A 22,887-nucleotide genomic window follows, 5' to 3' on the forward strand; every position below is an offset into this window, starting at 1 on the left:
AGGGGGTACTTCTTCCCTGAGTAAGCAGCCGCACGTGCTGGTCGGGCTGTTGGGACCTATCGGCAGGGAGACTGGCGTCCTGCCAATTCCTCAAACAAGAGGAGCTTAAATGCCACGTCGCGGTTGCGAGGGCGCGGCATTATAAGCTTGGATGATGGCTATGTAATGGCTTTTTAGTTGCATATTTTCACAAGATGCCACTATTTATTTCAGACCGGATACCACGGTGTTCTCAGGCGTTAGGGACGCTTCGAAAGCCACTCCATGACTATAAATCCGCCCGCCCAGCGCATGCAGACCGATGACCTGATGATTCTGATCGATGCGGATTTTCAGCGGCGCGGCGCCCGGAGCGTTGGGCAGGCTGATCAAGTGTTCGCCTTTTTTCAGGCGCAGACGCGCCACTTGGGTGATGTTGGGCAAGGTACGCCAGGTTCGGGTGTCCGCGTGCTCAAAGCCGTCGTGCTGCGTCACGTAAGAGGCTTTGCTCGGGTCGCGTCGGTTGTCGGTACCCTGAACGTCGGCCGCCAGGAAGGCGCGATACGCGGTGCGCTGAATGATGCCGGGCATGTCGTCGCGCAATGTCCGCAGCGACATGTCAGTGATGCTGTTAACCAGGAGCAACGGCTGTTTGCGACCGTCGACGGTCATCTGGGTGAATGCCGGGGTCGATGTGTCGGGAACCATCACTGGAAACGAGACGTTGGCGACGATGACCTGGCCGTCTTGCAGGCGCACCGGATAAGGCACCCGAACCGAACTGCGCGCCGGCGCCAGGCCGCTTTGAACAATGATCAACACATCGCTTTCATTGCCTTGGGTGGCGGGTTTGTCGAGTTCGCGTAATGCCTGTTGAAAGAAGGGCAGGTCGGGTCGCAGCTCGATGGCCTGGCGATAACCGGGTGCGGCGAGGTCCCGCTCACCCAGCGCTTCATAGGTAAACCCGGCCAGATAGTGGCTGAACGCGCTCTGATAGCCGTTCTTCAGTGCGATGACAGAGGGCGCGTCGAGGGTGGCCACGGGGTAGCCCTGAAGATCCTTGTAGTGCACACGAACGCCCGAAGCCTTGGCTTGCTCCTCGACGTGCTCGTATTGTTTTTCCCACTGGCGAGCGATCAGTGCTTCGCGTTCGTGGGTTTTCTTGATGTCGGCGCGGGCACCATCGAAGTCATTGACGGCCAACTGGTTCAAGGCCATTTGCGTGGTCAGCATGACTTTTTCATAGTCGTAGCCATCGTAGCGGCGCAGTTTGTCATTGATGATGCTGCCCCAATGATCGCCCATCGCGGACAGGAGTTGAGTGCCGGTGGATTCAACGGTGTCCTGGCGCTGAATGACCATTTGCTCCGCGCTGCGCCAGGCCACCTGACTTTGCGGCAGCTCACCGGCGGCACTCAGGACGGCACCTTTTTCGAAGTAGTAGAGCAGGTCCCGATCTTCTGACGGGTTGTGCAGTTCCAGCAATTGGAGAGCGCCCTGCGGATTCCCGGCTTTCAACTGGTCAGTCGTTTGCGCCAGTTCCAGGTCGTAGTTGCGGTAGGCGGCGCAACCGGTCAGTTGCAGGGCGATGCTGAGGAGCAGCGAGAAACAAAGGCGTGGGTGCATGGACGATCATTCTTCCCTGAATAGAAACCGCGAGGAGGTGGCAATTCGCCGCTAAATGTACACGTCGTTGCGCCCGAAATACCAACAAAGCTTGAGTGAAAGGCATTGGAAGTGAACAATGTGTTACTTCGTATTTCCCCTTGAGATTCATTCATGACTGCCTCCTCCCGTTTTCTGGCGTGGCTAGTGCTGCCGGTGATCGCGCTTTGCAGCTTCAATGCGCTGGCCGACACCGCCGAAGGCGCCCCCAAAGCGTTGCATTTACTCGATTACATTGGCGCCGACTACCCGGCGACGGTCGAGGCCGGCAAGGTCATTGATGAGTCTGAATACCGTGAACAGCAGGAGTTTCTGGCTGTTCTGAAAGGTTTGATCGCTGAATTGCCGGCCAAGCCCGAGCGTGCCGAACTGGAGCAGGGCGTCAACAACCTGCGAACCGCCATCGCTGCACGCAAGGACGGCGCCGACGTTGCCCGTCAGGCCCGGCAGCTTGGGGCGAAACTGGCGGTGGCGTATGAAGTCAGCCAAGCCCCGGTGATCACCCCGGACCCGACTCGCGGCGCGCCGCTGTACGCCCAGCAATGCTCGGTGTGCCACGGTGATGCGGGTGCCGGTGACGGCCCGGCAGGCGTTGGCATGACACCGCCGCCGGCCAATCTGCGCGATGCGGCGCGACTTGATCGCCTGAGTCTGTATGCGATCTACAACACCTTGGGCCAAGGCGTCGAAGGCACTGACATGCCGTCCTTCGCCGATCAGTTGGATGACCGTCAGCGCTGGGACCTGGCGACCTATATCGCCGGCTTCAGCGCCGATCCGGCCGCAGCAAAATCGGAAAAGACCTACAACATCGCCGACCTCGCGCGTCAGACCCCGGCCGAAGTGCTGGCCGCCGAAGGCCCACAAGCCGTGGCGACCTTCCGTGCACAACGGGCGCAACCGCCGCAGGTCAAGCGTGGCCCGGCGCAATTGCTCGACTACACCGCGGCGACTCTGGACAAAAGCATCGCCGCTTACCGTACCGGTGAGCACGATCAGGCCTACGACCTGTCGGTGGCAGCGTACCTGGAAGGCTTCGAACTGGTCGAAAGCTCCCTGGACAACGTCGACGCCAACGTGCGCAAAGACACTGAAAAATCCCTGATGGCGTACCGTCAGTCGTTGCAGGACGGCTTGCCGGTGACTCAGGTGGAGCAGCGTCTGGACGCGGCCAAGGCCAAGTTGAAGGAATCCGCCGGTCTGCTGGGCAGCGATGGCTTGAGTTGGTCCCTGAGCTACATCTCCGGCCTGTTGATCCTGCTGCGCGAAGGCCTGGAAGCGATTCTGGTGCTGGCGGCGATCCTCGCGTTCCTGCGCAACACCGGTCAGCAATCGGCGGTGCGCAGCGTCAACGTTGGCTGGGGCTTGGCATTGGTGGCCGGTTTGGCGACCTGGGCGTTGGCGGCGTATGTGATCGATGTCAGCGGCGCCCAGCGTGAACTGCTGGAAGGCTGCACCGCGCTGTTTGCCAGCGTCATGGTGCTGTGGCTGGGCGTGTGGATGCATGACCGTCGTCACGCGGCGGCCTGGCAGGATTACATCAAGAGCAGCCTGGTGGGCGGCGGCGGGCGTTTCGGTTTTGCGATCCTCGCGTTCTTCTCGGTGTATCGCGAACTGTTCGAGGTGATCCTGTTCTACGAAACCCTGTGGTTGCAGGCCGGTCCTGCCGGGCACAACGCGGTGTTGGCCGGCGGTGCCACGGCGCTGGTGCTGTTGGTCGGCCTGGCCTGGGTAATCCTGCGCGGTTCGGCGAAACTGCCGCTGGCGCTGTTCTTCGGTATCAACGCCGGGTTGTTGTGCGCGTTGTCGGTGGTGTTTGCCGGGCATGGCGTGAAGGCGTTGCAGGAAGCCGGGATCTTCGGCACCCGGCCGGTGCCGTTCTTTGACTTCGACTGGCTGGGGATCCACGCTGATTTGTATTCGTTGGGTGCGCAGGCAGTGGCGATCATTGCGATCATCGTGCTGTATAGCCGCAGTCGCCTGGCCGAGAAGCGGCGGGTGCAAACGTCTTAAGTCCGCGTCGTCCCCATTCGCGGGCAAGCCTCGCTCCTACAGAATTCGCGCACCATTTGCGGTCGCGTATAACCTGTAGGAGCGAGGCTTGCCCGCGAAGCTTTTAAAAAGAGGAAAAACACAATGCGTGTGTGGATCGATGCCGACGCCTGCCCAAGGGCAGCGAAGGATCTGGTGGTGAAATTCGCCCTTAAGCGCCAGTACGAAGTGGTGCTCGTGGCCGGTCAGCCGCAGATCAAGCCGGGCCTGGCGCTGGTGAAGCTGATCGTGGTGCCCAGCGGCCCGGATGCGGCCGACGATTACCTGGTGGAGCACGCGGTGCCCGGTGAGCTGGTGATTTGCAGCGATGTACCGTTGGCTGATCGCCTGGTGAAGAAGGGCGTTGCGGCGCTGGACCCGCGGGGCAAAGAGTTCGATGCGCAGAACATGGGCGACAGGTTGGCGGTGCGTAACCTGTTCACCGATTTGCGCGAGCAGGGCCAGATGAGCGGAGGGCCTGCGCCGTTTGGCGAGCGGGAGAAGCAGGCGTTTGCCAATGCGCTGGACCGGATTCTCACTCGGCTGACCCGTTGATCGTTCCCACGCTCCGCGTGGGAATGCAGCCCGGGACGCTCCGCGTCCCATCTAGAGCCGAACGCGGAGCGTCCGTTGAGGCATTCCCACGCAGAGCATGGGAACGATCGTGTCAGGCGTCGTTTTCGTGAGTCAGCTCTAAAACCCGATCCACCAATTTGTTAATCCCCGAAGCCGCCTCGCTGATCGACTGCGCCAGCATATACGCCGGTGTACTCACCAACTTGCGCGCCTTGTCCTCGACAATATCGCCCACGGCGCAATCGGCGTGGGTCGCGCCCATCTTGTTCATCGCCGCCGCCGTCTCCGCATCGTTACCGATGGTGCAGGTCACGCCCGGGCCGTAGATCTTCGCCGCCAGCGCCGGCGAGATACAGATCAGTCCCACCGGTTTACCCGCTTCGGCAAAGGCTTCGGCCAACGCGAGGACTTCCGGTTGCACCGTGCAGCCAGCGCCTTCCACGGCAAAATTGGACAGGTTCTTCGCCGCGCCGAAACCGCCGGGCACGATCAGCGCATCGAAGTCTTCGACGCTGGCCTCGCGCAGGTCCTTGATCTTGCCCCGGGCAATGCGCGCCGATTCCACCAGCACGTTGCGCGACTCGGGCATTTCTTCGCCCGTCAGGTGGTTGATCACATGCAACTGCGCGATGTTCGGCGCAAAGCACTGCACCTGGGCACCACGCTGGTCCAGGCGCAGCAGGGTGATCACGCTTTCGTGGATCTCGGCGCCGTCGTACACGCCACAGCCGGAAAGGATCACTGCAATTTTTTTGCTCATGGGCTTTTCTCCAGATTCATGGCGTTAAATGTCCACTAATTTGTCGCTCGTTGCCATAGGGTTAATTCGCGGCTACACCTAGGATCTGTCATCACGATTCCGTTCAGGACGCGTCATGAACTTCATTCTGTATGCGGTGCCGTTTTTCTTTGTGTTGATTGCTGTCGAACTGCTTGCAGACCGTTGGCGCGGGGTCAGCAATTATCGCTTGGCTGACGCGATCAACAGCATCAGCACCGGCGTGTTGTCCACCACCACCGGCCTGCTGACCAAGGGCGTGGGCTTGCTGACGTATGCGTTTGCCCTGGAGCATCTGGCGCTGTTCAAACTCTCGGGCGACAGCGTCTGGGTTTGGGTATTCGCCTTCGTCCTTTATGACTTCTGCTACTACTGGCTGCACCGCATGGGCCATGAGCGCAACATCCTCTGGGCCGCGCATTCGGTGCATCACCAGAGCGAGGACTACAACCTCTCCACCGCGTTGCGCCAGACCAGCACCGGGTTTCTCCTGGGCTGGATTTTCTACCTGCCCCTGGCCGTGCTCGGCGTGCCGCTGCTGGTGTTTGTCAGCGTCGCGGCACTGAACCTGCTGTATCAATTCTGGGTGCACACCAAACACATTCCCAAGCTCGGCTGGTTCGAGTGGTTCTTCGTTACGCCATCCAATCATCGGGCCCACCATGCACAGAACGCTCTCTACATGGATCGCAACTACGGCGGGGTGTTCATTATTTGGGATCGTCTATTTGGCTCGTTCCAGGAAGAAGACGACAACGAGCCAGTGATTTTCGGCGTGACCACGCCGTTGGCGAGCTGGAATCCGCTGTGGGCCAACCTGCAGTTTTATGCGCAATTGTGGGATGACGCGAAGCGGGCCGAAAGCCAGTGGGACAAGCTGCGGATCTGGTTTATGCGCACCGGTTGGCGCCCGGCGGACGTGGCGGCCAAGTACCCGATAAGCAAACCGGACCTGAGTCAGTTCCGCAAATTCGAAGTGCCGCTGGACGGGCTCCAGCAGCTGTATGTGGCGTTGCAGTTCGGCGTCTACATCGCCTTGGGCAGCTACTTGATGAATCTGGAACAGAGCCTGCCGACCGCCGCGCTGGTGCTCGGCTGGAGTGCGATCGCGCTGGGTTTGTTTACCTTGGGCGTGGCCCTGGAGAATCGCCCGTGGGCGTGGAAGCTGGAGCTGCTGCGGCTGGCATCGAACCTGCCGCTGGTGTGGCTGGCGCCGCTGGTCGGGCTGTGGCCGGCCAGCGCGGTGGGCTGGGTCGGCCTGCTCAGTTACAGCTTGCTCAGTGGAATCGGTCTCTACTGTTGTAGAAACCGCTTCACTCGACTGGCGTCTTAGGCTCGCTGGTCCGGGCTTGTTCGGCTTTCAGCGCTTGCTCGTCGGCGTAGATCTTCTTCGCCAGGCGAGCATTCTTGAAACGCCGACGCAGCCACAGGCCCAAGCCCAGCACCAGCAGCGCGCCAAGTACCCACAGCTCGTACTTCTTGACGCTGCCGAGCATGCCTTCCAGCACCGCGCCGAAGTGATAGGCCGCCGCTGCCAGGGCGCTGGCCCAGATCGCGGCACCAATCCCGTTCAACAACAGGTAACGTCCCGGCGGATAGCCCGACAGGCCGATCGCCACCGGCATGACCGTGCGCAGGCCGTAGACAAAACGGAAGCTCAGGACCCAGATGTCCGGGTGCTTGCGGATGTGTTCCAGCGCCCGGTCACCCATCAATTGCCAGCGCGGTTTGCGTGCCAGTAATTTGCGGCCGTGCTTGCGCCCCAGGAAGTACCACAGCTGATCGCCGGCATAACTGCCGAAGAACGCCACGACGACGACCAGGTTGATGTCCATGTATCCGCGAAACGCGAGGAAGCCCGCGAGCACCAGGATGGTTTCGCCTTCGAAGAACGTGCCGAGAAAAAGGGCAAAGTAGCCGAAGTCATGCAGGAATTGTTGGAGCATTGTCTGGGTGCTGGCGAAATGAACGCGCAGCCTAACCCTTCGTGCACATTCATGAAAGTGTCCAAATGTGTCTCGACGTGAACAATTCCTACACGGACAATGGAATGCGGCTACGTGTCACGGGGTTAAGCACAACTGTCATCTGTTCGTCATAATGGCCGCTTATAACTGTCACGCTCGCCTGCCAGCGCGGGCTCAGGAGTCTGCCGTGAGCTTTACCCCCGCCAACCGTTTGTTTCCTGCAACCCGCCTGCGTCGCAACCGTCGTGATGATTTTTCGCGTCGACTGGTCCGTGAAAACGTTCTGACCGTTGATGACCTGATCCTGCCGGTGTTCGTGCTGGACGGTGAAAACCGTCGCGAAGCGGTGGCGTCGATGCCGGGCGTGGAACGCCTGACCATCGATCTGTTGCTCGAAGAAGCGGCGAAGTGGGTCGAGTTGGGGATTCCGGCGGTGGCGCTGTTCCCGGTCACGCCGCCAGAATTGAAGTCGCTGGATGCCGCCGAAGCCTGGAACCCGGACGGCATCGCCCAGCGTGCTACGCGCGCCCTGCGTGATCGCTTCCCTGAATTGGGTGTGATCACCGACGTCGCCCTCGACCCGTTCACCACTCACGGCCAGGACGGTATCCTCGACGAGGAAGGCTACGTGCAGAACGACATCACCGTCGACGCGCTGGTCAAGCAAGCCTTGTCCCACGCCGCAGCCGGTGCCCAGGTAGTGGCCCCGTCGGACATGATGGACGGCCGCATCCAGGCGATCCGCGAAGCCCTTGAGCTGGCCGATCACGTCAATGTGCGGATCATGGCCTACTCGGCGAAGTACGCCAGCGCCTATTACGGCCCGTTCCGCGATGCGGTCGGTTCGGCGCTGAACCTGGGTAAGGCCAACAAGGCCTCCTATCAGATGGACCCGGCCAACGGCAACGAAGCCCTGCACGAAGTGGCGGCGGACTTGTCAGAAGGCGCGGATATGGTCATGGTCAAGCCAGGCATGCCGTATCTGGACATCCTTTACCGGGTCAAAGAAGAATTCAAAGTGCCGACGTTTGTTTACCAAGTCAGCGGCGAATACGCCATGCACATGGCGGCAATCCAGAATGGCTGGTTGAGCGAAGGGGTTATTCTCGAATCCCTGACCGCTTTTAAACGTGCAGGCGCAGATGGCATCCTGACTTACTTTGCCGTACGCGCCGCCCAATTGTTACGAGAGCAAAAATAAGCCCTCCCAGGAACATTCCATGAATACCGAAGGACTCACTGAAGTTGCCGTAAAAGAGGCTCAACCCGTGGTGGAGCAAATCGACGAAACCCCGCCGGATGTGGAGCCCGCTCCCGCCGCGGTGGTGACCGAGCCCGCTGTCGCGGTGCCGGCGGCGATTGCCATTCCCGGCCTGGATGACAGCAGCCTGTACATCCATCGCGAGCTCTCGCAACTGCAGTTCAACATCCGCGTGCTGGAACAGGCGCTGGATGAGTCCTACCCGTTGCTGGAGCGGCTGAAATTCCTGCTGATCTTCTCCAGCAACCTGGACGAGTTCTTCGAGATTCGCGTAGCCGGCCTGAAGAAGCAGATCACCTTCGCTCGGGAACAGGCGGGCGCCGATGGCCTGCAACCGCATCAGGCTCTGGCCCGGATCAGCGAGCTGGTACACGGTCACGTCGACCGCCAGTACGCAATCCTCAACGACATTCTGTTGCCGGAACTGGAAAAACATCAGGTCCGCTTCATCCGTCGTCGGCACTGGACGACCAAGATCAAAACCTGGGTGCGCCGTTATTTCCGCGACGAGATCGCGCCGATCATCACCCCGATCGGCCTCGACCCGACGCACCCGTTCCCGTTGCTGGTGAACAAGAGCCTGAACTTCATCGTCGAGCTCGAAGGCATCGACGCCTTCGGTCGCGACTCCGGCCTGGCGATCATCCCGGCGCCGCGTCTGCTGCCGCGAGTGATCAAGGTGCCGGAAGAAGTCGGCGGCTCGGGCGACAACTATGTATTCCTGTCGTCGATGATCCACGCCCACGCCGATGACCTGTTCCAGGGCATGAAGGTCAAGGGCTGCTACCAGTTCCGCCTGACCCGAAACGCCGACCTGGCGGTTGATACCGAAGACGTGGAAGACCTGGCCCGCGCCCTGCGCGGCGAGTTGTTCTCCCGTCGCTACGGCGATGCGGTACGTCTGGAAGTGGCCGACACCTGCCCGAAACACCTGTCCGACTACTTGCTCAAGCAGTTCAACCTGCACGAGACCGAGTTGTATCAGGTCAATGGTCCGGTCAACCTGACTCGCCTGTTCAGCATCACCGGCCTGGACAGCCAGCGCGCGCTGCAATACCTGCCGTTCACCCCGCAAATCCCGAAACTGCTGCAGAACAGCGAGAACATCTTCAGCGTGATCAGCAAGCAGGACATCCTGCTGCTGCACCCGTTCGAGTCGTTCACGCCAGTGGTCGACCTGCTGCGCCAAGCTGCCAAGGACCCGCACGTATTGGCGGTCCGCCAGACCCTGTACCGTTCCGGCGCCAACTCGGAAATCGTTGATGCACTGGTCGACGCGGCGCGTAACGGCAAGGAAGTCACTGCGGTGATCGAATTGCGCGCGCGCTTCGACGAAGAGTCCAACCTGCAACTGGCCAGCCGCCTGCAAGCGGCCGGCGCGGTGGTGATTTATGGCGTGGTCGGCTTCAAGACCCACGCCAAGATGATGCTGATCCTGCGTCGCGAGGCTGGTGAAATCGTCCGCTACGCGCACTTGGGCACCGGCAACTACCACGCGGCCAACGCCCGTCTGTACACCGACTACAGCCTGCTGACTTCCGACGACGCGTTGTGCGAAGACGTCGGCAAACTGTTCAGCCAGTTGATCGGCATGGGCAAGACCCTGCGCATGAAGAAGCTGCTGCACGCGCCGTTCACGTTGAAGAAGGGCATGCTCGACATGATTGCCCGCGAAACCCAGTTCGCCCTCGACGGCAAACCAGCGCACATCATCGCCAAGTTCAACTCGCTGACCGATCCGAAGATCATCCGCGCGCTGTACAAGGCCAGTCAGTCGGGTGTGCGCATTGATCTGGTGGTGCGCGGCATGTGCTGCCTGCGGCCGGGCATCGCCGGGGTCTCGCACAACATCCATGTGCGCTCGATCATCGGGCGTTTCCTGGAACACACCCGGGTTTTCTACTTCCTCAACGGCGGCGAAGAGCAGATGTTCCTCTCCAGCGCCGACTGGATGGAGCGCAACCTCGACAAGCGCGTCGAGACTTGCTTCCCGGTGGAAGGCAAGAAGCTGATCATGCGGGTCAAGAAAGAGCTGGAGCTGTATCTCACCGATAACACCCACAGCTGGAGCCTGCAGTCGGACGGTCGCTACATCCGCAACACCCCGACCGGCAACCAGAACCCGCGCAGTGCCCAGGCGACATTGCTGGAGCGGTTGGGCAGTCCGATACTCGCCGTTCGCTAAACGCGGACGTCGGGCAATAAAAATGGCGATCCTCAGGGATCGCCATTTTTGTTTCCGCCTCCGTCCCCTGTAGGAGCACAGCGCCCGCAAGATCGCCATCGCGGGCAAGCCTTGCTCCTACGGGACCGTGTTCGGCGGGTGTTAGCGCACGTTAAGCGTGAAGCCAACCCGCGTCAGCCATTCCGCTTCCAGGGCAAAATCCGCCTGGGTCAGCTGGTTTTCGTCCAGCCAGTTTTCCGGGAATAACACATCGAGGCTGTCGCTGTTGGCGCGCAGCACGACCTGGGGCATTTCCTGGGTACCGCGGATGTGGTGGAACAGGATCGCAAAGCGCAGCAGCACGCACAGGCGAATCAGCTTGCTGCCATCACTGCCGAAATCGGCAAACTTGTCCTTGGGGATATTACGGCGGTGACCGCGCACCAGCAGGGCGAGCATTTGCTGGTCTTCGCGGGAGAACCCGGCGAGGTCCGAGTGCTCGATCAGGTAGGCGCCGTGCTTGTGGTAGTGATAGTGGGCGATGTCCAGGCCCACTTCATGAACCTTGGCCGCCCAGCCCAGCAATTCGCGCCAGACGCCGTCGTCCAGGTTCCAGTCTTCGGCCACCTGATCGAAGGCATGCAAGGCTTTGCGCTCAACCCGCGCCGCTTGTTCCAGATCGACGTGGTAACGCTCCATCAGCGAGCTGAGGGTGCGCTCACGGACGTCTTCGTGATGATGACGGCCCAGCAGGTCGTAGAGCACGCCTTCACGCAGGGCGCCTTCACAGTGATCCATGCGTTGCAGTTCGAGGGCGTCGAAGATCGCTTCGAGAATCGCCAGGCCCGCGGGGAAGATCGCCCGGCGGTCAGGCTTGATGCCTTCGAAGTCGATTTTTTCGGCGTCGCCGAGTTTGAACAGTTTGCGCTTGAGCCAGGCCAGGCCTTCGGCATTCACTTCGCCGGTGCCATGGCCGCCGGCCTTCAACGCCAGGCCGATGGCGCGGATGGTGCCCGAGGAGCCGATGGCTTCATCCCAGGTCAGGCGGTGCAGGGCGTGTTCGATGCTCATGATCTCCAGCCGTGCCGCGGTGTACGCCTGGGCGTAACGGGCTGGGGTGACCTTGCCGTCCTTGAAGTAGCGCTGGGTGTAGCTGACGCAACCCATTTGCAGGCTTTCGCGCAGTAGCGGCTCGAAGCGCTGGCCAATGATGAATTCGGTACTGCCGCCGCCGATGTCGGCCACCAGGCGCTTGCCCGGGGTGTCGGCGAGGGTGTGGGAGACGCCGAGGTAGATCAGGCGCGCTTCTTCACGGCCGGAGATGACTTCCACCGGGTGGCCGAGGATTTCTTCGGCGCGGCGGATGAATTCGCCACGGTTGCGGGCTTCACGCAGGGCGTTGGTGCCGACGATCCGCACGGCGCCGGGCGGCATGCCGTTGATCAGTTGGGCGAAGCGCTTGAGGCAATCGAGCCCGCGTTGCATGGATTCTTCGTTGAGCTGACGCTCATCGTTGATGCCGGCGGCCAGTTGGACCTTTTCGCCGAGGCGCTCAAGAATACGGATTTCGCCGTTCTGGGCCTTGGCCACGACCATGTGAAAGCTGTTGGAGCCCAGGTCGATTGCGGCGATCAGGGACAGATTCTTGGCTTGGGATTGCGGCATGGTCAGGGGGTCTCGGTCGATAACCTCGACATCGTGCCACGATCAAACGCTGACGCCAACGCGTACGGCGCAAAGCCTTGATCCAGAGCACCCAGCCCGATCGCTCCCCCGCTCCGCGTAGGAATGCCTCAAGGGACGCTCTGCATTCCCATGGGACGCGGAGCGTCCCGGGCAGCATTCCCACGCGGAGCGTGGGAACGATCGTCAGCCAGCCGCCTCAACCGTGCCGATAAAATTCGCCAACTCCGCCGTCTGCGGATTGGCGAACAACACCTTCGGATCCCCCACCTCATGCACCTTGCCCTGGTGCATGAACACCAACTTATCCCCAACCTCCCGGGCGAAGCGCATTTCGTGGGTGACCATGATCAGCGTCATGCCTTCCCTGGCCAATTGCCGGACCACGCTCAGCACTTCGTTGACCAGTTCCGGGTCCAGCGCCGAGGTGATTTCGTCGCACAGCAATACCTTGGGCGACATCGCCAGGGCCCGGGCGATCGCCACGCGTTGTTGCTGGCCGCCGGACAGTCGATCCGGAAAGGCATCGAACTTCTCGCCCAATCCAACCCGTTCCAGCATCTCCTTTGCCAGTTCTCTGGCTTTCGCCTTGGGCACTTTCTGCACTACTTGCGGCGCGAGCATCACGTTTTCGCCAACCGTCAGGTGCGGGAACAGGTTGAACTGCTGGAACACCATCCCGACCTTCTGCCGCAAGCTGCGCAGGTCGGCGCGGGCGGCGTCGAGGTATTCGCCGTCGACTTCGATCACGCCATCATTAATCGACTCCAGACCATTCAAAGTACGCAGCAAAGTGGATTTGCCCGAGCCGCTGCGACCGATGATCGCCACCACCTGACCTTCCTCGACGCTCAGATCGATGCCTTTGAGCACGTGGTGGTCGCCGTAATATTTATGCAGGGCCGAAATTCTAAGCAGAGGCATGCAGTCTCCTTTCCAGGTAGCGCGCACTGAGGGACAAGGGGTAGCAGAGCAAAAAGTAACCAAGGGCGACGAGGCCGTAGACCATGAACGGTTCAAACGTGGCGTTGGCGAGCATGCCGCCGGTCTTGGTCAGTTCGGTGAAGCCGATGATCGAAGTGACGGCGGTGCCTTTGACGACTTGCACCGAGAAACCCACGGTGGGCGCCACGGCGATGCGCAAGGCTTGCGGCAGAATCACGTAGCGCAATTGCTCCAGCGGGTTGAGCGCCAGGCTCGACGAAGCTTCCCACTGGCCGTTTGGGATCGAATCGACGCAACCGCGCCAAATCTCCGCCAGATAGGCGCTGGTGAACAGCGTCAACGCCACCGCCGCCGCCATCCACGGTGAAATCTCCACCCCGGCCAACGCCACGCCGAAGAACACCAGGAACAGCTGCATCAACAGCGGCGTGCCCTGGAACAGCTCGATGTAGGTGCGGGCGAAGCTACGGGGGAAGCTCTTTTTCGAAATGCGCATGACCATGATCAGCAAGCCGATCACGCCACCACCGATAAACGCCACCAGCGACAGCGCCAAGGTCCATTGCAGGCCGGTGAGTAGATTGCGCACCACGTCCCAGAAGGTGAAGTCGCTCATTGGCTGCTCCTTGCAATGTAGCGACGGCCAATCCAGTTCAGCAGTTGGCGGATCATCAGCGCCATGCACAGGTAGATCAGCGTGGTCAGGGCGTAGGTTTCAAAGGCGCGGAAGTTGCGCGACTGAATGAAGTTGGCGGCGAAGCTCAGCTCTTCGGTAGCGATCTGCGAGCACACCGCCGAGCCGAGCATGACGATGATGATCTGGCTGCTCAGCGCCGGCCAGACCTTGCCCAGCGCCGGCAGCAGGACCACGTGACGGAAGGCTTCGAAACGGCTCATCGCCAACGCGGCGGCGGCTTCCAACTGTCCGCGGGGAATCGCCTGGATGCCGGCGCGGATGATCTCGGTCGAATAAGCGCCGAGGTTGATAACCATCGCCAGCACCGCCGCCTGCCATTCGGAAATCTGCACGCCGAGCGACGGCAGGCCGAAGAAAATGAAAAACAACTGCACCAGGAACGGCGTGTTGCGGATCAATTCGACGTAGACGCCGAAGATCGCCGAGAACGGGCGGATGTTCCACGCCCGCACCAACGCCCCGACGATGCCCAGGCCGACGCCGAACACCGCGCCGATGGCCGTCAGTTCCAGGGTGAACAGCGCACCGCGCAGCAACAGGTCGGTGTTTTGCACCACCGGTAGAAAATCGAACTGGTAAGCCATGGGTCAGTCTCCTGCGCGGCGATCAGAGATCGGCCGGCAGCGGTTCTTTCAGCCAGGTCAGGGCGTTCTTTTCCAGCGAACCGTCGGTCTTGGCGGTGGCGATGATCTGGTTGACCTTGTCCAACAGCGCCGTTTCGTTCTTGTTCACGCCGACGTACACCGGCGAATCCTTGAGCTTCACTTTCAGCGCCGGCACGCGTTTCGGGTTTTTCTCACTGATCGCCACCATCACCACGTTGCCGCTGGCAATCAGGTCGACCTGGCCGGCGAGGTAGGCGGCGATGGTCGAGTTGTTGTCTTCGAAGCGCTTGATGGTCACGCCTTCGGGGGCGACTTTGGTCAGTTCGATGTCTTCGATGGCGCCACGGGTGACGCTGATGGTTTTGCCCTTGAGGTCGTCCAGGGTTTTGATCGCCGCGTCTGGCGGGCCGAACACGGCGAGGTAGAACGGTGCGTAAGCGCTGGAGAAATCGATGACTTTCTCGCGCTCAGGGTTCTTGCCAAGGCTGGAAATCACCAGGTCGACCTTGCCGGTGGTCAGGAACGGAATGCGGTTGGTGCTGTTGACCGGGGTCAGTTCGAGTTTGACCTTGAGCTGGTCGGCCAGCAGCTTGGCGGTGTCGATATCCAGGCCACGGGGTTTCATGTCCGGGCCGACCGAGCCGAACGGCGGGAAGTCCTGGGGCACGGCGACCTTGAGGGTGCCGCGCTTGACCACATCCTCCAGACCGTCGGCGTGGGCGGGTGCCTGGCTCAGCATCAGGCTGGCAAACAGGGCGGCGAGGAGGGCGCTGTAACGCTGGGTCATGGCAAATCTCCGAATCGGCGAGAAGTGATTTCTGCGGTTCGACAGAGCACGGGGCATGCCAACATCGGCTTTTGCAGGTGGCAGGCCGCGGTTTTGCTGGTTTTGGTCGGTCTTACTGGTCTGAACAGTCAGCTGCGGTTTCGCACCTCGATAGCGCATCGCCGTTGATCGCCGAACCCCGCTGGGGCACGACTTGCCGGGCGCGGCGAATAGCTTTACAACTAGCCGCTCATTGGCCTGGTTCGTCTGAAAAACCATGAACTCGATCTCTCGCGCCGTACCTGAAGTGGCGCTGCAAGCCATCCGCAAGCTGATTACCGAACAAGGCTTCGGGGCAGGGGATGCCTTGCCCTCGCAGCGGGACCTGGCGGTGCAGTTGGGGGTTAGCCGGGCGTCGTTGCGTGAGGCGTTGTCATCGCTGAGTGCGTTGGGCGTGATCAGCATCCAGCCGGGCAAGGGTGTTTTCGTGCAGGCGCCGGTGGAGTTGCCGCGAGGTGATGCAGCGGCGAGTTGGCCGTTCGCGGCCCAGGCGTCGCCGCTGGATATCTTCCAGTTGCGTTACGCTCTGGAAGGATTCGCGGCGGGGCTGGCAGCCGTGACGTTAAGCACTTTTGAGCTCGATGCCCTGGAAGACAATGTGGCCGCCATGCGCACTGAGCTCAAGGCCGGCGACTTCGACGCCGCGGCACGGCTGGACTTCGAGTTTCACCGACGCATCCTGCTGGCCAGCGGTAATCAGGCAATGTTGAGTATCCTGACCGCCAGCGCCGACATCTTTCTGGAGAGCCAGAAGCTACCGTTCATCCGGGCGGAGCGGGCCATGGAAACCTGGCAGGAACACCGCAAAATCCTCCGCGCACTGGCGCGCCGGGCGTCCGGGGCGGCACAGAAGGCGATGCAGGAACATGTACGCAATGCCGCACTGCGCACCGGAATTGCCTTCGTCGCTCCCGCCACCTCGTGACTTGAGCTATACCCAAACTCATGCGCCACCATAGCGAGACTCAATCATCTGCAGCTTCCTGAACGAGGGAAGGGCGGCTATGATGGGCCACGTTTTTTTGCTTACAACCTGGAGACTTCCATGAGCAGCGATCTTATCAAACACGTTAGCGACGCTAGCTTCGAGGCCGACGTACTCAAGGCCGAAGGCGCTGTACTGGTCGACTACTGGGCTGAATGGTGCGGCCCTTGCAAAATGATCGCTCCTGTCCTGGACGAAATTGCCGAGACTTACAAAGGCAAGTTGACCATTGCCAAACTGAACATCGATGAAAACCAGGAAACCCCGGCCAAGCACGGCGTGCGTGGTATCCCGACCCTGATGCTGTTCAAGAACGGCAACGTGGAAGCGACCAAGGTTGGCGCGCTGTCCAAGTCGCAACTGGCTGCATTCCTCGACGCCAACATCTAAGTCGGCGACGTTGTAAAAAAAGCCCCGCATATTGCGGGGCTTTTTGCGTATTCAGGGCTAGACGCTCCGAAACTCAGGTGGTACATTCGGCCCCGCACTGGTTTCTCCACTGCCCCCTGCTAGCCGTCGCCGACGCACTCCTTTTCGAATAAGTACGCGATCCTGTCGCCTTCTCTGCGGCGCGGCCTCATTAAGCCAAAAGCTTAATTTCCCCCCCTCCATAAATGATTACGTCATTCCTATATGAATCTGACTGAACTCAAGCAAAAGCCGATTACCGAACTGCTCGAATTGGCCGAACAGATGGGCATAGAAAATATGGCCCGTTCGCGCAAGCAGGACGTGATTTTCTCCCTGCTCAAAAAGCACGCGAAAAGCGGCGAGGAAATCTCCGGTGATGGCGTGCTGGAGATTCTCCAGGACGGCTTCGGCTTCCTCCGCTCTGCTGACGCTTCCTATCTCGCCGGCCCGGACGATATCTACGTCTCGCCGAGCCAGATCCGTCGCTTCAACTTGCGCACCGGTGACACCATCGTTGGCAAGATCCGCCCTCCGAAGGAAGGCGAGCGTTATTTCGCGCTGCTCAAGGTCGACACGATCAACTACGATCGTCCCGAGAACGCGAAAAACAAGATTCTCTTCGAGAACCTGACCCCGCTGTTCCCGACCGTGCGCATGAAGATGGAAGCCGGCAACGGTTCCACCGAAGACTTGACCGGTCGTGTCATCGACCTGTGCGCCCCGATCGGCAAAGGCCAGCGCGGTCTGATCGTTGCACCGCCGAAAGCCGGTAAGACGATCATGCTGCAGAACATCGCCGCGAACATCGCCCGTAACAATCCTGAAGTTCACCTGATCGTCTTGCTGATCGATGAGCGTCCGGAAGAAGTAACCGAAATGCAGCGCACCGTGCGCGGCGAAGTGGTTGCCTCGACGTTCGATGAGCCGCCAACCCGCCACGTGCAGGTTGCCGAAATGGTGATCGAGAAGGCCAAGCGCCTGGTCGAACACAAGAAGGACGTGGTGATCCTGCTCGACTCCATCACTCGTCTGGCTCGCGCCTACAACACCGTGATCCCGAGCTCCGGCAAAGTACTCACCGGTGGTGTCGATGCCCACGCCCTGGAGAAACCGAAGCGTTTCTTCGGCGCCGCGCGGAACATCGAAGAAGGCGGTTCGCTGACCATCATCGCCACCGCGCTGGTTGAAACCGGCTCGAAGATGGACGAAGTGATCTACGAAGAATTCAAAGGCACGGGCAACATGGAACTGCCTCTGGATCGTCGCATCGCTGAAAAACGTGTGTTCCCGGCCATCAACATCAACCGTTCCGGCACCCGCCGCGAAGAGTTGCTGACCGCCGACGACGAGTTGCAGCGCATGTGGATCCTGCGCAAGCTGCTGCACCCGATGGACGAAATCGCTGCCATCGAGTTCCTGGTCGACAAGTTGAAAACGACCAAGACCAACGACGAGTTCTTCTTGTCGATGAAGCGTAAGTAAGACGGTTTTTCAACCGCTAAAGATGGCGTCCTTCGGGGCGCCATTTTTTTATGCAAAAAAAGGGGAGGTTTACCGCTAGGGTTGGTCTGTACAAAAACGAAATGGGTCGATGAACCCAGAACATTAATCTGACTGGCATTTTCTGTTTATGAGCACACTTGCTTATCGAAGGGATATCGACGGCTTGCGGGCAATCGCCGTGATCGCGGTTGTGTTGTTCCATTTTGGCGTTCCTGGATTTACCGGCGGCTTTGTCGGTGTCGACGTCTTCTTTGTGATATCCGGTTACCTGATTACCTCGATCATCTGGAACCAGCGCCAGGCCGGGCGCTTCAGCTTTGTCGATTTCTGGGCGCGGCGTGCCCGGCGGATCCTGCCGGCGCTGTTTGTGATGATTCTCGCCGTGTTGGCGGTGGGCTGGTTCCTGATGGCCCCCAAGGACTATGAAGAACTGGGGCGCTCAGTGCGCTACCAAGTGATGTTCGTCTCCAACATCCTGTTCATGCGCCAGGACGGCTACTTTGATGTGGCGTCCGACCTGAAGCCGTTGCTGCACACTTGGTCGCTGGCGGTTGAAGAGCAGTTCTATATTGTCTTCCCGCTGTTGCTGACGTTGCTGTCGAGCCGCCTCAAGCATTGGCGGCTCGCGTTGTTTGGTGTGTTGCTGCTGTCGTTCGGGCTTAGCGTCTGGGCCGTGGCGCATCACCCGGAGAAAGCCTTTTTCCTGTTGCCGATGCGTGCCTGGGAGCTGTTGGCCGGCGCCATGCTGGCGGTTGCGCCCAGAAGTCACTGGCGCCTCACCACGGCGGGTGCTCAAGTCGTCAGCCTGTTGGGCTTCGGGCTGATTCTGCTGGCGGTGTTCGCCTTCGATAAAAGCACGCCATTCCCCGGCGCGGCGGCGCTGTTGCCGACGCTCGGCGTGGTCGCGTTGATCTGGGCCAACGGTCATCGGCAAACCCTGATCGGTGGACTGCTGGCCAGTCGTGTGCTGGTTGGTCTCGGCTTGATTTCCTATTCCTGGTACCTGTGGCATTGGCCGGTCTTTGTCTTCGCCAGCTATGCCAGCGTCGAGGAGCCGGGGCTGGTTGATACCGTCGGTTTGATTTTACTCACGCTGCTGCTCGGCTACCTGTCGTGGCGCTTCGTCGAGACCCCGTTCCGCGAGCGGCGTTTGTTGGCCGGGCGCCGGCAGATCCTGATCGCGGCCGGTTGCGGCGTGGTGGTCCTCGGTTTGGCCGGTCAAGCGCTGCGCTGGACCGACGGCTTGCCTTCGCGCCTGTCGGATCAGGCCTTGCAGTACGCCAAAGGCAAGGAATGGCGGCCGGAATTGATGAAGTGCCTGGCCGACGACAAAACCCCTGACGACAAACTCTTTTGTCACTACGGAGCGTCAGCGCCAAGCGCATCAAAGGCGCTGGTCTGGGGCGACAGTCATGCCACGGCGCTGATTCCAGTGTTCGATGATGGCGCGCAAAAGCATGGTGTCAGCGTGATTCTTGCCAGTTCGCCGGGCTGCATTCCGATTGAAGGGCTTGAGCATGATCAGCGATGCGCCCGGTTCAATCGTCGGGTCGAGCAGGCCTTGAAGCCTCAATCGGTAGTCGATGTAGTCTTGGTCGCGCGTTGGAGCCTGTACCTCTATGGCGACGTGAAAGGCGATCTCGGGCATGTGCTGCGCGATTCCCGTGGCCATTATGACCGGGCCGGCGCCGAGCAACGCTTGGCTGAAAGTCTGCAGGCGACTATCCGCCAACTGCGTAATGGCGGGCATCGTGTCTGGTTGGTGAAGGAAGCGCCGCTGCAACAATTCAGTCCGCCTTACCGCCTCAGTCGCCTGGCGATGTTGCACCGTCCGACGGATGACGTGGGTTTGGCCGTGACCGAGCACTTCAAGCGTCAGGCCTTCATCAGTCAGCTGTTCGCACAATTGGCAGCCGCCAATTCGGGCGTGACTGTGGTCGATCCGGCGCCATTGTTGTGTGATGACACGGGCCTGTGCAGGGTCGAGCTCAACGGGCATTCGCTGTATACCGACGACAATCACCTGTCCGAGATTGGCGCGCGGTTCGTGGCGCCGGTCCTCGAACCGTTGTTCAAGCGCCTGCAAGCCCAGGCCACACTCGGCAATGGCAACGTGAATGCGGCCAAGTAAGCAGCGATAAGCTGCCAGCGGCCGGCAGAGCAGGTAGGATGTACGCCTATTTTACGGGTGCCATCATCAATGAAATTCAAGGATCTTCGGGATTTCGTGCAGCAGCTTGAGCAGCGCGGAGAGTTGAAACGCATCCAGATCCCTGTCTCTCCAGTGCTGGAGATGACCGAGGTCTGTGATCGCACGCTGCGGGCCAAAGGCCCGGCGCTGCTGTTCGAGAACCCAACCGGTTACGACATTCCGGTACTCGGCAACCTGTTCGGCACCCCCGAGCGGGTGGCCATGGGCATGGGCGCCGAGGCGGTCAGCGAACTGCGCGAGATCGGCAAGTTGCTGGCGTTCCTCAAGGAGCCCGAGCCGCCGAAGGGCTTAAAAGATGCCTGGTCCAAGCTGCCGATCTTCCGCAAGATCATTGCAATGGCGCCGAAAGTCGTCAAAGACGCGGTGTGCCAGGAAGTGGTCATCGAAGGCGATGACGTCGACCTGGCGATGCTGCCGGTGCAGACCTGCTGGCCCGGCGACGTCGGTCCGCTGATCACCTGGGGCCTGACCGTTACCAAAGGCCCGAACAAGGACCGGCAGAACCTCGGCATCTACCGTCAGCAAGTGATCGGCCGCAACAAGGTCATCATGCGCTGGTTGAGCCACCGTGGCGGCGCGCTGGATTACCGCGAGTGGTGCGAGAAGCATCCCGGCCAGCCGTTCCCGGTGTCCGTGGCCCTCGGTGCCGACCCGGCGACCATCCTCGGCGCCGTGACCCCGGTACCCGACAGCCTCTCCGAATACGCCTTCGCCGGTCTGCTGCGCGGTAACCGCACCGAACTGGTGAAGTGCCGTGGCAACGACCTGCAAGTGCCGGCCACCGCCGAGATCATCCTCGAAGGCGTGATCCATCCAGGCGAAATGGCCGATGAAGGCCCGTACGGCGACCACACCGGTTACTACAACGAAGTCGACAGCTTCCCGGTGTTCACCGTCGAACGCATCACCCATCGGATCAAGCCGATCTACCACAGCACCTACACCGGCCGTCCACCGGATGAACCGGCGATTCTCGGTGTGGCGCTGAACGAAGTGTTCGTGCCGATCCTGCAGAAGCAGTTCCCGGAAATCACCGACTTCTACCTGCCGCCCGAAGGCTGCTCGTACCGCATGGCCATCGTCACCATGAAGAAGTCGTATCCGGGCCACGCGAAGCGGGTAATGCTCGGTGTCTGGTCGTTTTTGCGACAGTTCATGTACACCAAGTTCGTTATCGTCACTGACGACGATATCAACGCGCGCGACTGGAACGACGTGATCTGGGCCATTACCACGCGCATGGACCCCAAGCGCGACACGGTGATGATCGACAACACGCCGATCGACTACCTCGACTTCGCCTCGCCGGTGTCCGGCCTGGGCTCGAAGATGGGGCTCGATGCCACGCATAAATGGCCGGGCGAAACCACTCGCGAGTGGGGCCGGGTGATCGTCAAGGACGACGCCGTGACCCAACGGATCGATGCCATCTGGAATCAGTTAGGAATAGATTGATGCGTGTAACCTTGCAGCCCTCCGGAGCAGTGCTTGAGATACGGCCCGGCGAGCGGATTCTCGATGGCGCGCGGCGCTTGGGCTATGAATGCCCGCAAAGCTGCCGCAACGGCAATTGCCATGTCTGCGCGGCGTTGCTGGTGGAAGGTCGGGTCGAACAAGCCGGCCATGTGCGTGACCACGGTGAGTTCTACACTTGCATAGCAGAGCCGCTGGAAGACTGCATCGTGCTGTGGGATGGCGTGCTCGCGCTGGGAGAACTGCCGGTGCGCAGCTTGTCGTGTCAGGTCATTGAATGCAGGGACGTTGGTGGGGATACCTTTCGGGTTCACTTGCGGGCGCCTGCCGGCAAACCACCGCGCTATCACGCTGGTCAGTACTTGATGATCGAGCGCGAGAACGGCGAGAAATCCGCCTTCTCCCTGGCCTCTGCACCCCATGCCGGGCGCGATTTGGAAATCCACGTCCTGGCGCGCGAATCCAGTGCGTTGAGCCTGATCGAACAGCTGCAACGCAACGCCATGGTGCGCATCGAGATGCCGTTCGGCGACACCCACCTGGCCGAGCTGCCGGACGGGCCGTTGGTGCTGATTGCCGCCGGCACAGGCATGGGCCAGATCCATAGCCTGATCGAACATTGCCGCGCCGCCGGTTTCAAGCATCCGGTGCATTTGTACTGGGGCGTGCGTCGTCCTGAAGACTTTTATGAAATCGAACATTGGGACGAATGGCTGAAACTGCCCAATCTGTTCCTGCATAAAGTCGTCAGCGATCAATGCGGCTGGGAAGGGCGCTGCGGGATGCTGCATGAGGCGGTGTGTGAGGACTTCCCTGATCTGAAGTCGCTGCATGTCTACGCCAGCGGCTCTCCGGCGATGGTCTACGGCACGCTGGATGCGTTGGTGGAAGCGGGGATGGATGCTCATCAGATGCGCGCCGACGTATTTGCCTACGCGCCACGATCTTGATCCGCGATCTTAATCGTTATAACTCCCTATATAGCCGATCGGTATTTATAGATTTATATAAATGCCGGTAGGTTATATGTCATATGGGCAATTATTTAAGAACTGTGCCATGGCACTTAAATTGCCTTAAAACATATGTGCCTTATTGTTACAGCGGTGCGTTCTATTAAGTAATT

The 22,887-nt window shown here is 60.5% G+C and carries 19 protein-coding genes; 11 read left to right on the top strand and 8 right to left on the bottom strand.

Annotation, left to right across the window (positions count from 1 at the left end; genetic code table 11):
- Window positions 1–204 precede the first annotated feature (204 nt).
- Window positions 205–1,605: a COG3014 family protein gene (locus tag HKK52_RS21900; RefSeq protein ID WP_169372547.1), complete on the bottom strand. Its 1,401-nt coding sequence runs from the start codon at window positions 1,603–1,605 to the stop codon at window positions 205–207.
- 153 nt (window positions 1,606–1,758) lie between these two features.
- On the opposite strand from HKK52_RS21900, the gene HKK52_RS21905 reads away from it, so the two are divergent.
- Complete coding sequence (locus HKK52_RS21905; RefSeq protein ID WP_169372548.1) at window positions 1,759–3,657, top strand: FTR1 family protein; 1,899 nt, start codon at window positions 1,759–1,761, stop codon at window positions 3,655–3,657.
- Window positions 3,658–3,780: 123 nt separating this feature from the next.
- The gene (locus HKK52_RS21910; protein ID WP_169372549.1) at window positions 3,781–4,230 is read left to right on the top strand and encodes a YaiI/YqxD family protein; all 450 of its coding nucleotides are present in this window, start codon (window positions 3,781–3,783) and stop codon (window positions 4,228–4,230) included.
- 112 nt (window positions 4,231–4,342) lie between these two features.
- Here the strand turns inward: HKK52_RS21910 and elbB are convergent, their stop codons facing one another.
- Complete coding sequence (gene elbB, locus HKK52_RS21915) at window positions 4,343–5,011, bottom strand: isoprenoid biosynthesis glyoxalase ElbB (RefSeq protein WP_169372550.1); 669 nt, start codon at window positions 5,009–5,011, stop codon at window positions 4,343–4,345.
- Window positions 5,012–5,126: 115 nt separating this feature from the next.
- Here elbB and HKK52_RS21920 point away from each other — a divergent pair, with 115 nt between their 5' ends.
- A complete protein-coding gene (locus tag HKK52_RS21920; protein ID WP_169372551.1) occupies window positions 5,127–6,362 on the top strand; it encodes a sterol desaturase family protein in 1,236 nt (411 codons plus the stop codon).
- On the opposite strand, the gene HKK52_RS21925 is transcribed toward HKK52_RS21920, so the two are convergent.
- On the bottom strand, window positions 6,343–6,975 hold the full coding sequence (locus HKK52_RS21925) for a DedA family protein (protein ID WP_169372552.1): 633 nt from the start codon (window positions 6,973–6,975) through the stop codon (window positions 6,343–6,345). The two genes, HKK52_RS21920 and HKK52_RS21925, sit on opposite strands and share 20 nt — an antisense overlap.
- Before the next feature lie 208 nt (window positions 6,976–7,183).
- Here HKK52_RS21925 and hemB point away from each other — a divergent pair, with 208 nt between their 5' ends.
- Complete coding sequence (gene hemB, locus HKK52_RS21930) at window positions 7,184–8,197, top strand: porphobilinogen synthase (protein WP_169372553.1); 1,014 nt, start codon at window positions 7,184–7,186, stop codon at window positions 8,195–8,197.
- Between the two features lie 19 nt (window positions 8,198–8,216).
- Window positions 8,217–10,442 carry a polyphosphate kinase 1 gene (ppk1, locus tag HKK52_RS21935; protein ID WP_169372554.1) on the top strand — a complete coding sequence of 742 codons (2,226 nt, stop codon included), beginning with the start codon at window positions 8,217–8,219 and terminating at the stop codon, window positions 10,440–10,442.
- A gap of 141 nt (window positions 10,443–10,583) precedes the next feature.
- Here ppk1 and ppx read toward each other — a convergent pair whose 3' ends face one another.
- The 5 genes from ppx to HKK52_RS21960 form a co-directional block, all read right to left on the bottom strand.
- Complete coding sequence (gene ppx, locus HKK52_RS21940) at window positions 10,584–12,086, bottom strand: exopolyphosphatase (protein WP_169372555.1); 1,503 nt, start codon at window positions 12,084–12,086, stop codon at window positions 10,584–10,586.
- A 204-nt stretch (window positions 12,087–12,290) separates the two neighbouring features.
- Window positions 12,291–13,028, bottom strand: a complete 738-nt coding sequence (locus HKK52_RS21945) for an amino acid ABC transporter ATP-binding protein (RefSeq protein ID WP_169372556.1) — start codon at window positions 13,026–13,028, stop codon at window positions 12,291–12,293.
- Complete coding sequence (locus HKK52_RS21950; RefSeq protein ID WP_169372557.1) at window positions 13,015–13,665, bottom strand: amino acid ABC transporter permease; 651 nt, start codon at window positions 13,663–13,665, stop codon at window positions 13,015–13,017. The genes HKK52_RS21945 and HKK52_RS21950 overlap by 14 nt, the downstream gene beginning before the upstream one ends.
- Complete coding sequence (locus tag HKK52_RS21955; protein ID WP_169372558.1) at window positions 13,662–14,330, bottom strand: amino acid ABC transporter permease; 669 nt, start codon at window positions 14,328–14,330, stop codon at window positions 13,662–13,664. The genes HKK52_RS21950 and HKK52_RS21955 overlap by 4 nt, the downstream gene beginning before the upstream one ends.
- Before the next feature lie 22 nt (window positions 14,331–14,352).
- Window positions 14,353–15,138: a transporter substrate-binding domain-containing protein gene (locus HKK52_RS21960; protein ID WP_169372559.1), complete on the bottom strand. Its 786-nt coding sequence runs from the start codon at window positions 15,136–15,138 to the stop codon at window positions 14,353–14,355.
- 256 nt (window positions 15,139–15,394) lie between these two features.
- On the opposite strand from HKK52_RS21960, the gene HKK52_RS21965 reads away from it, so the two are divergent.
- From HKK52_RS21965 to HKK52_RS21990, 6 genes are all read left to right on the top strand, one after another.
- Entirely contained in the window at window positions 15,395–16,102 is a 708-nt protein-coding gene (locus tag HKK52_RS21965; RefSeq protein ID WP_169372560.1) for a FadR/GntR family transcriptional regulator, read from the top strand.
- 120 nt (window positions 16,103–16,222) lie between these two features.
- The gene (gene trxA / locus HKK52_RS21970; RefSeq protein ID WP_003177349.1) at window positions 16,223–16,552 is read left to right on the top strand and encodes a thioredoxin TrxA; all 330 of its coding nucleotides are present in this window, start codon (window positions 16,223–16,225) and stop codon (window positions 16,550–16,552) included.
- Window positions 16,553–16,795: 243 nt separating this feature from the next.
- A complete protein-coding gene (gene rho / locus HKK52_RS21975) occupies window positions 16,796–18,055 on the top strand; it encodes a transcription termination factor Rho (protein ID WP_007942421.1) in 1,260 nt (419 codons plus the stop codon).
- A gap of 148 nt (window positions 18,056–18,203) precedes the next feature.
- Entirely contained in the window at window positions 18,204–20,207 is a 2,004-nt protein-coding gene (locus HKK52_RS21980) for an acyltransferase family protein (RefSeq protein ID WP_169372561.1), read from the top strand.
- A 69-nt stretch (window positions 20,208–20,276) separates the two neighbouring features.
- Window positions 20,277–21,743, top strand: a complete 1,467-nt coding sequence (gene ubiD / locus HKK52_RS21985) for a 4-hydroxy-3-polyprenylbenzoate decarboxylase (RefSeq protein WP_007942423.1) — start codon at window positions 20,277–20,279, stop codon at window positions 21,741–21,743.
- Window positions 21,743–22,711 carry a CDP-6-deoxy-delta-3,4-glucoseen reductase gene (locus tag HKK52_RS21990; protein WP_169372562.1) on the top strand — a complete coding sequence of 323 codons (969 nt, stop codon included), beginning with the start codon at window positions 21,743–21,745 and terminating at the stop codon, window positions 22,709–22,711. Before ubiD ends, HKK52_RS21990 begins: the two co-directional genes overlap by 1 nt.
- Window positions 22,712–22,887 lie beyond the last annotated feature (176 nt).

The sequence above is a fragment of the Pseudomonas sp. ADAK2 genome, assembly GCF_012935755.1.
Taxonomy (GTDB): domain Bacteria; phylum Pseudomonadota; class Gammaproteobacteria; order Pseudomonadales; family Pseudomonadaceae; genus Aquipseudomonas.

Excerpts from the sequence above, each read along its gene's own strand:
- HKK52_RS21910 (WP_169372549.1), top strand. The coding sequence starts at position 3,781 with ATGCGTGTGTGGATCGATGCCGACGCCTGCCCAAGGGCAGCGAAGGAT.
- HKK52_RS21980 (WP_169372561.1), top strand. The coding sequence starts at position 18,204 with ATGAGCACACTTGCTTATCGAAGGGATATCGACGGCTTGCGGGCAATC.
- HKK52_RS21905 (WP_169372548.1), top strand. The coding sequence starts at position 1,759 with ATGACTGCCTCCTCCCGTTTTCTGGCGTGGCTAGTGCTGCCGGTGATC.
- HKK52_RS21960 (WP_169372559.1), bottom strand. The coding sequence starts at position 15,138 with ATGACCCAGCGTTACAGCGCCCTCCTCGCCGCCCTGTTTGCCAGCCTG.
- ppx (WP_169372555.1), bottom strand. The coding sequence starts at position 12,086 with ATGCCGCAATCCCAAGCCAAGAATCTGTCCCTGATCGCCGCAATCGAC.
- ppk1 (WP_169372554.1), top strand. The coding sequence starts at position 8,217 with ATGAATACCGAAGGACTCACTGAAGTTGCCGTAAAAGAGGCTCAACCC.
- HKK52_RS21945 (WP_169372556.1), bottom strand. The coding sequence starts at position 13,028 with ATGCCTCTGCTTAGAATTTCGGCCCTGCATAAATATTACGGCGACCAC.
- HKK52_RS21900 (WP_169372547.1), bottom strand. The coding sequence starts at position 1,605 with ATGCACCCACGCCTTTGTTTCTCGCTGCTCCTCAGCATCGCCCTGCAA.
- trxA (WP_003177349.1), top strand. The coding sequence starts at position 16,223 with ATGAGCAGCGATCTTATCAAACACGTTAGCGACGCTAGCTTCGAGGCC.
- ubiD (WP_007942423.1), top strand. The coding sequence starts at position 20,277 with ATGAAATTCAAGGATCTTCGGGATTTCGTGCAGCAGCTTGAGCAGCGC.
- rho (WP_007942421.1), top strand. The coding sequence starts at position 16,796 with ATGAATCTGACTGAACTCAAGCAAAAGCCGATTACCGAACTGCTCGAA.
- HKK52_RS21965 (WP_169372560.1), top strand. The coding sequence starts at position 15,395 with ATGAACTCGATCTCTCGCGCCGTACCTGAAGTGGCGCTGCAAGCCATC.
- HKK52_RS21955 (WP_169372558.1), bottom strand. The coding sequence starts at position 14,330 with ATGGCTTACCAGTTCGATTTTCTACCGGTGGTGCAAAACACCGACCTG.
- elbB (WP_169372550.1), bottom strand. The coding sequence starts at position 5,011 with ATGAGCAAAAAAATTGCAGTGATCCTTTCCGGCTGTGGCGTGTACGAC.
- HKK52_RS21925 (WP_169372552.1), bottom strand. The coding sequence starts at position 6,975 with ATGCTCCAACAATTCCTGCATGACTTCGGCTACTTTGCCCTTTTTCTC.
- HKK52_RS21990 (WP_169372562.1), top strand. The coding sequence starts at position 21,743 with ATGCGTGTAACCTTGCAGCCCTCCGGAGCAGTGCTTGAGATACGGCCC.
- HKK52_RS21920 (WP_169372551.1), top strand. The coding sequence starts at position 5,127 with ATGAACTTCATTCTGTATGCGGTGCCGTTTTTCTTTGTGTTGATTGCT.
- HKK52_RS21950 (WP_169372557.1), bottom strand. The coding sequence starts at position 13,665 with ATGAGCGACTTCACCTTCTGGGACGTGGTGCGCAATCTACTCACCGGC.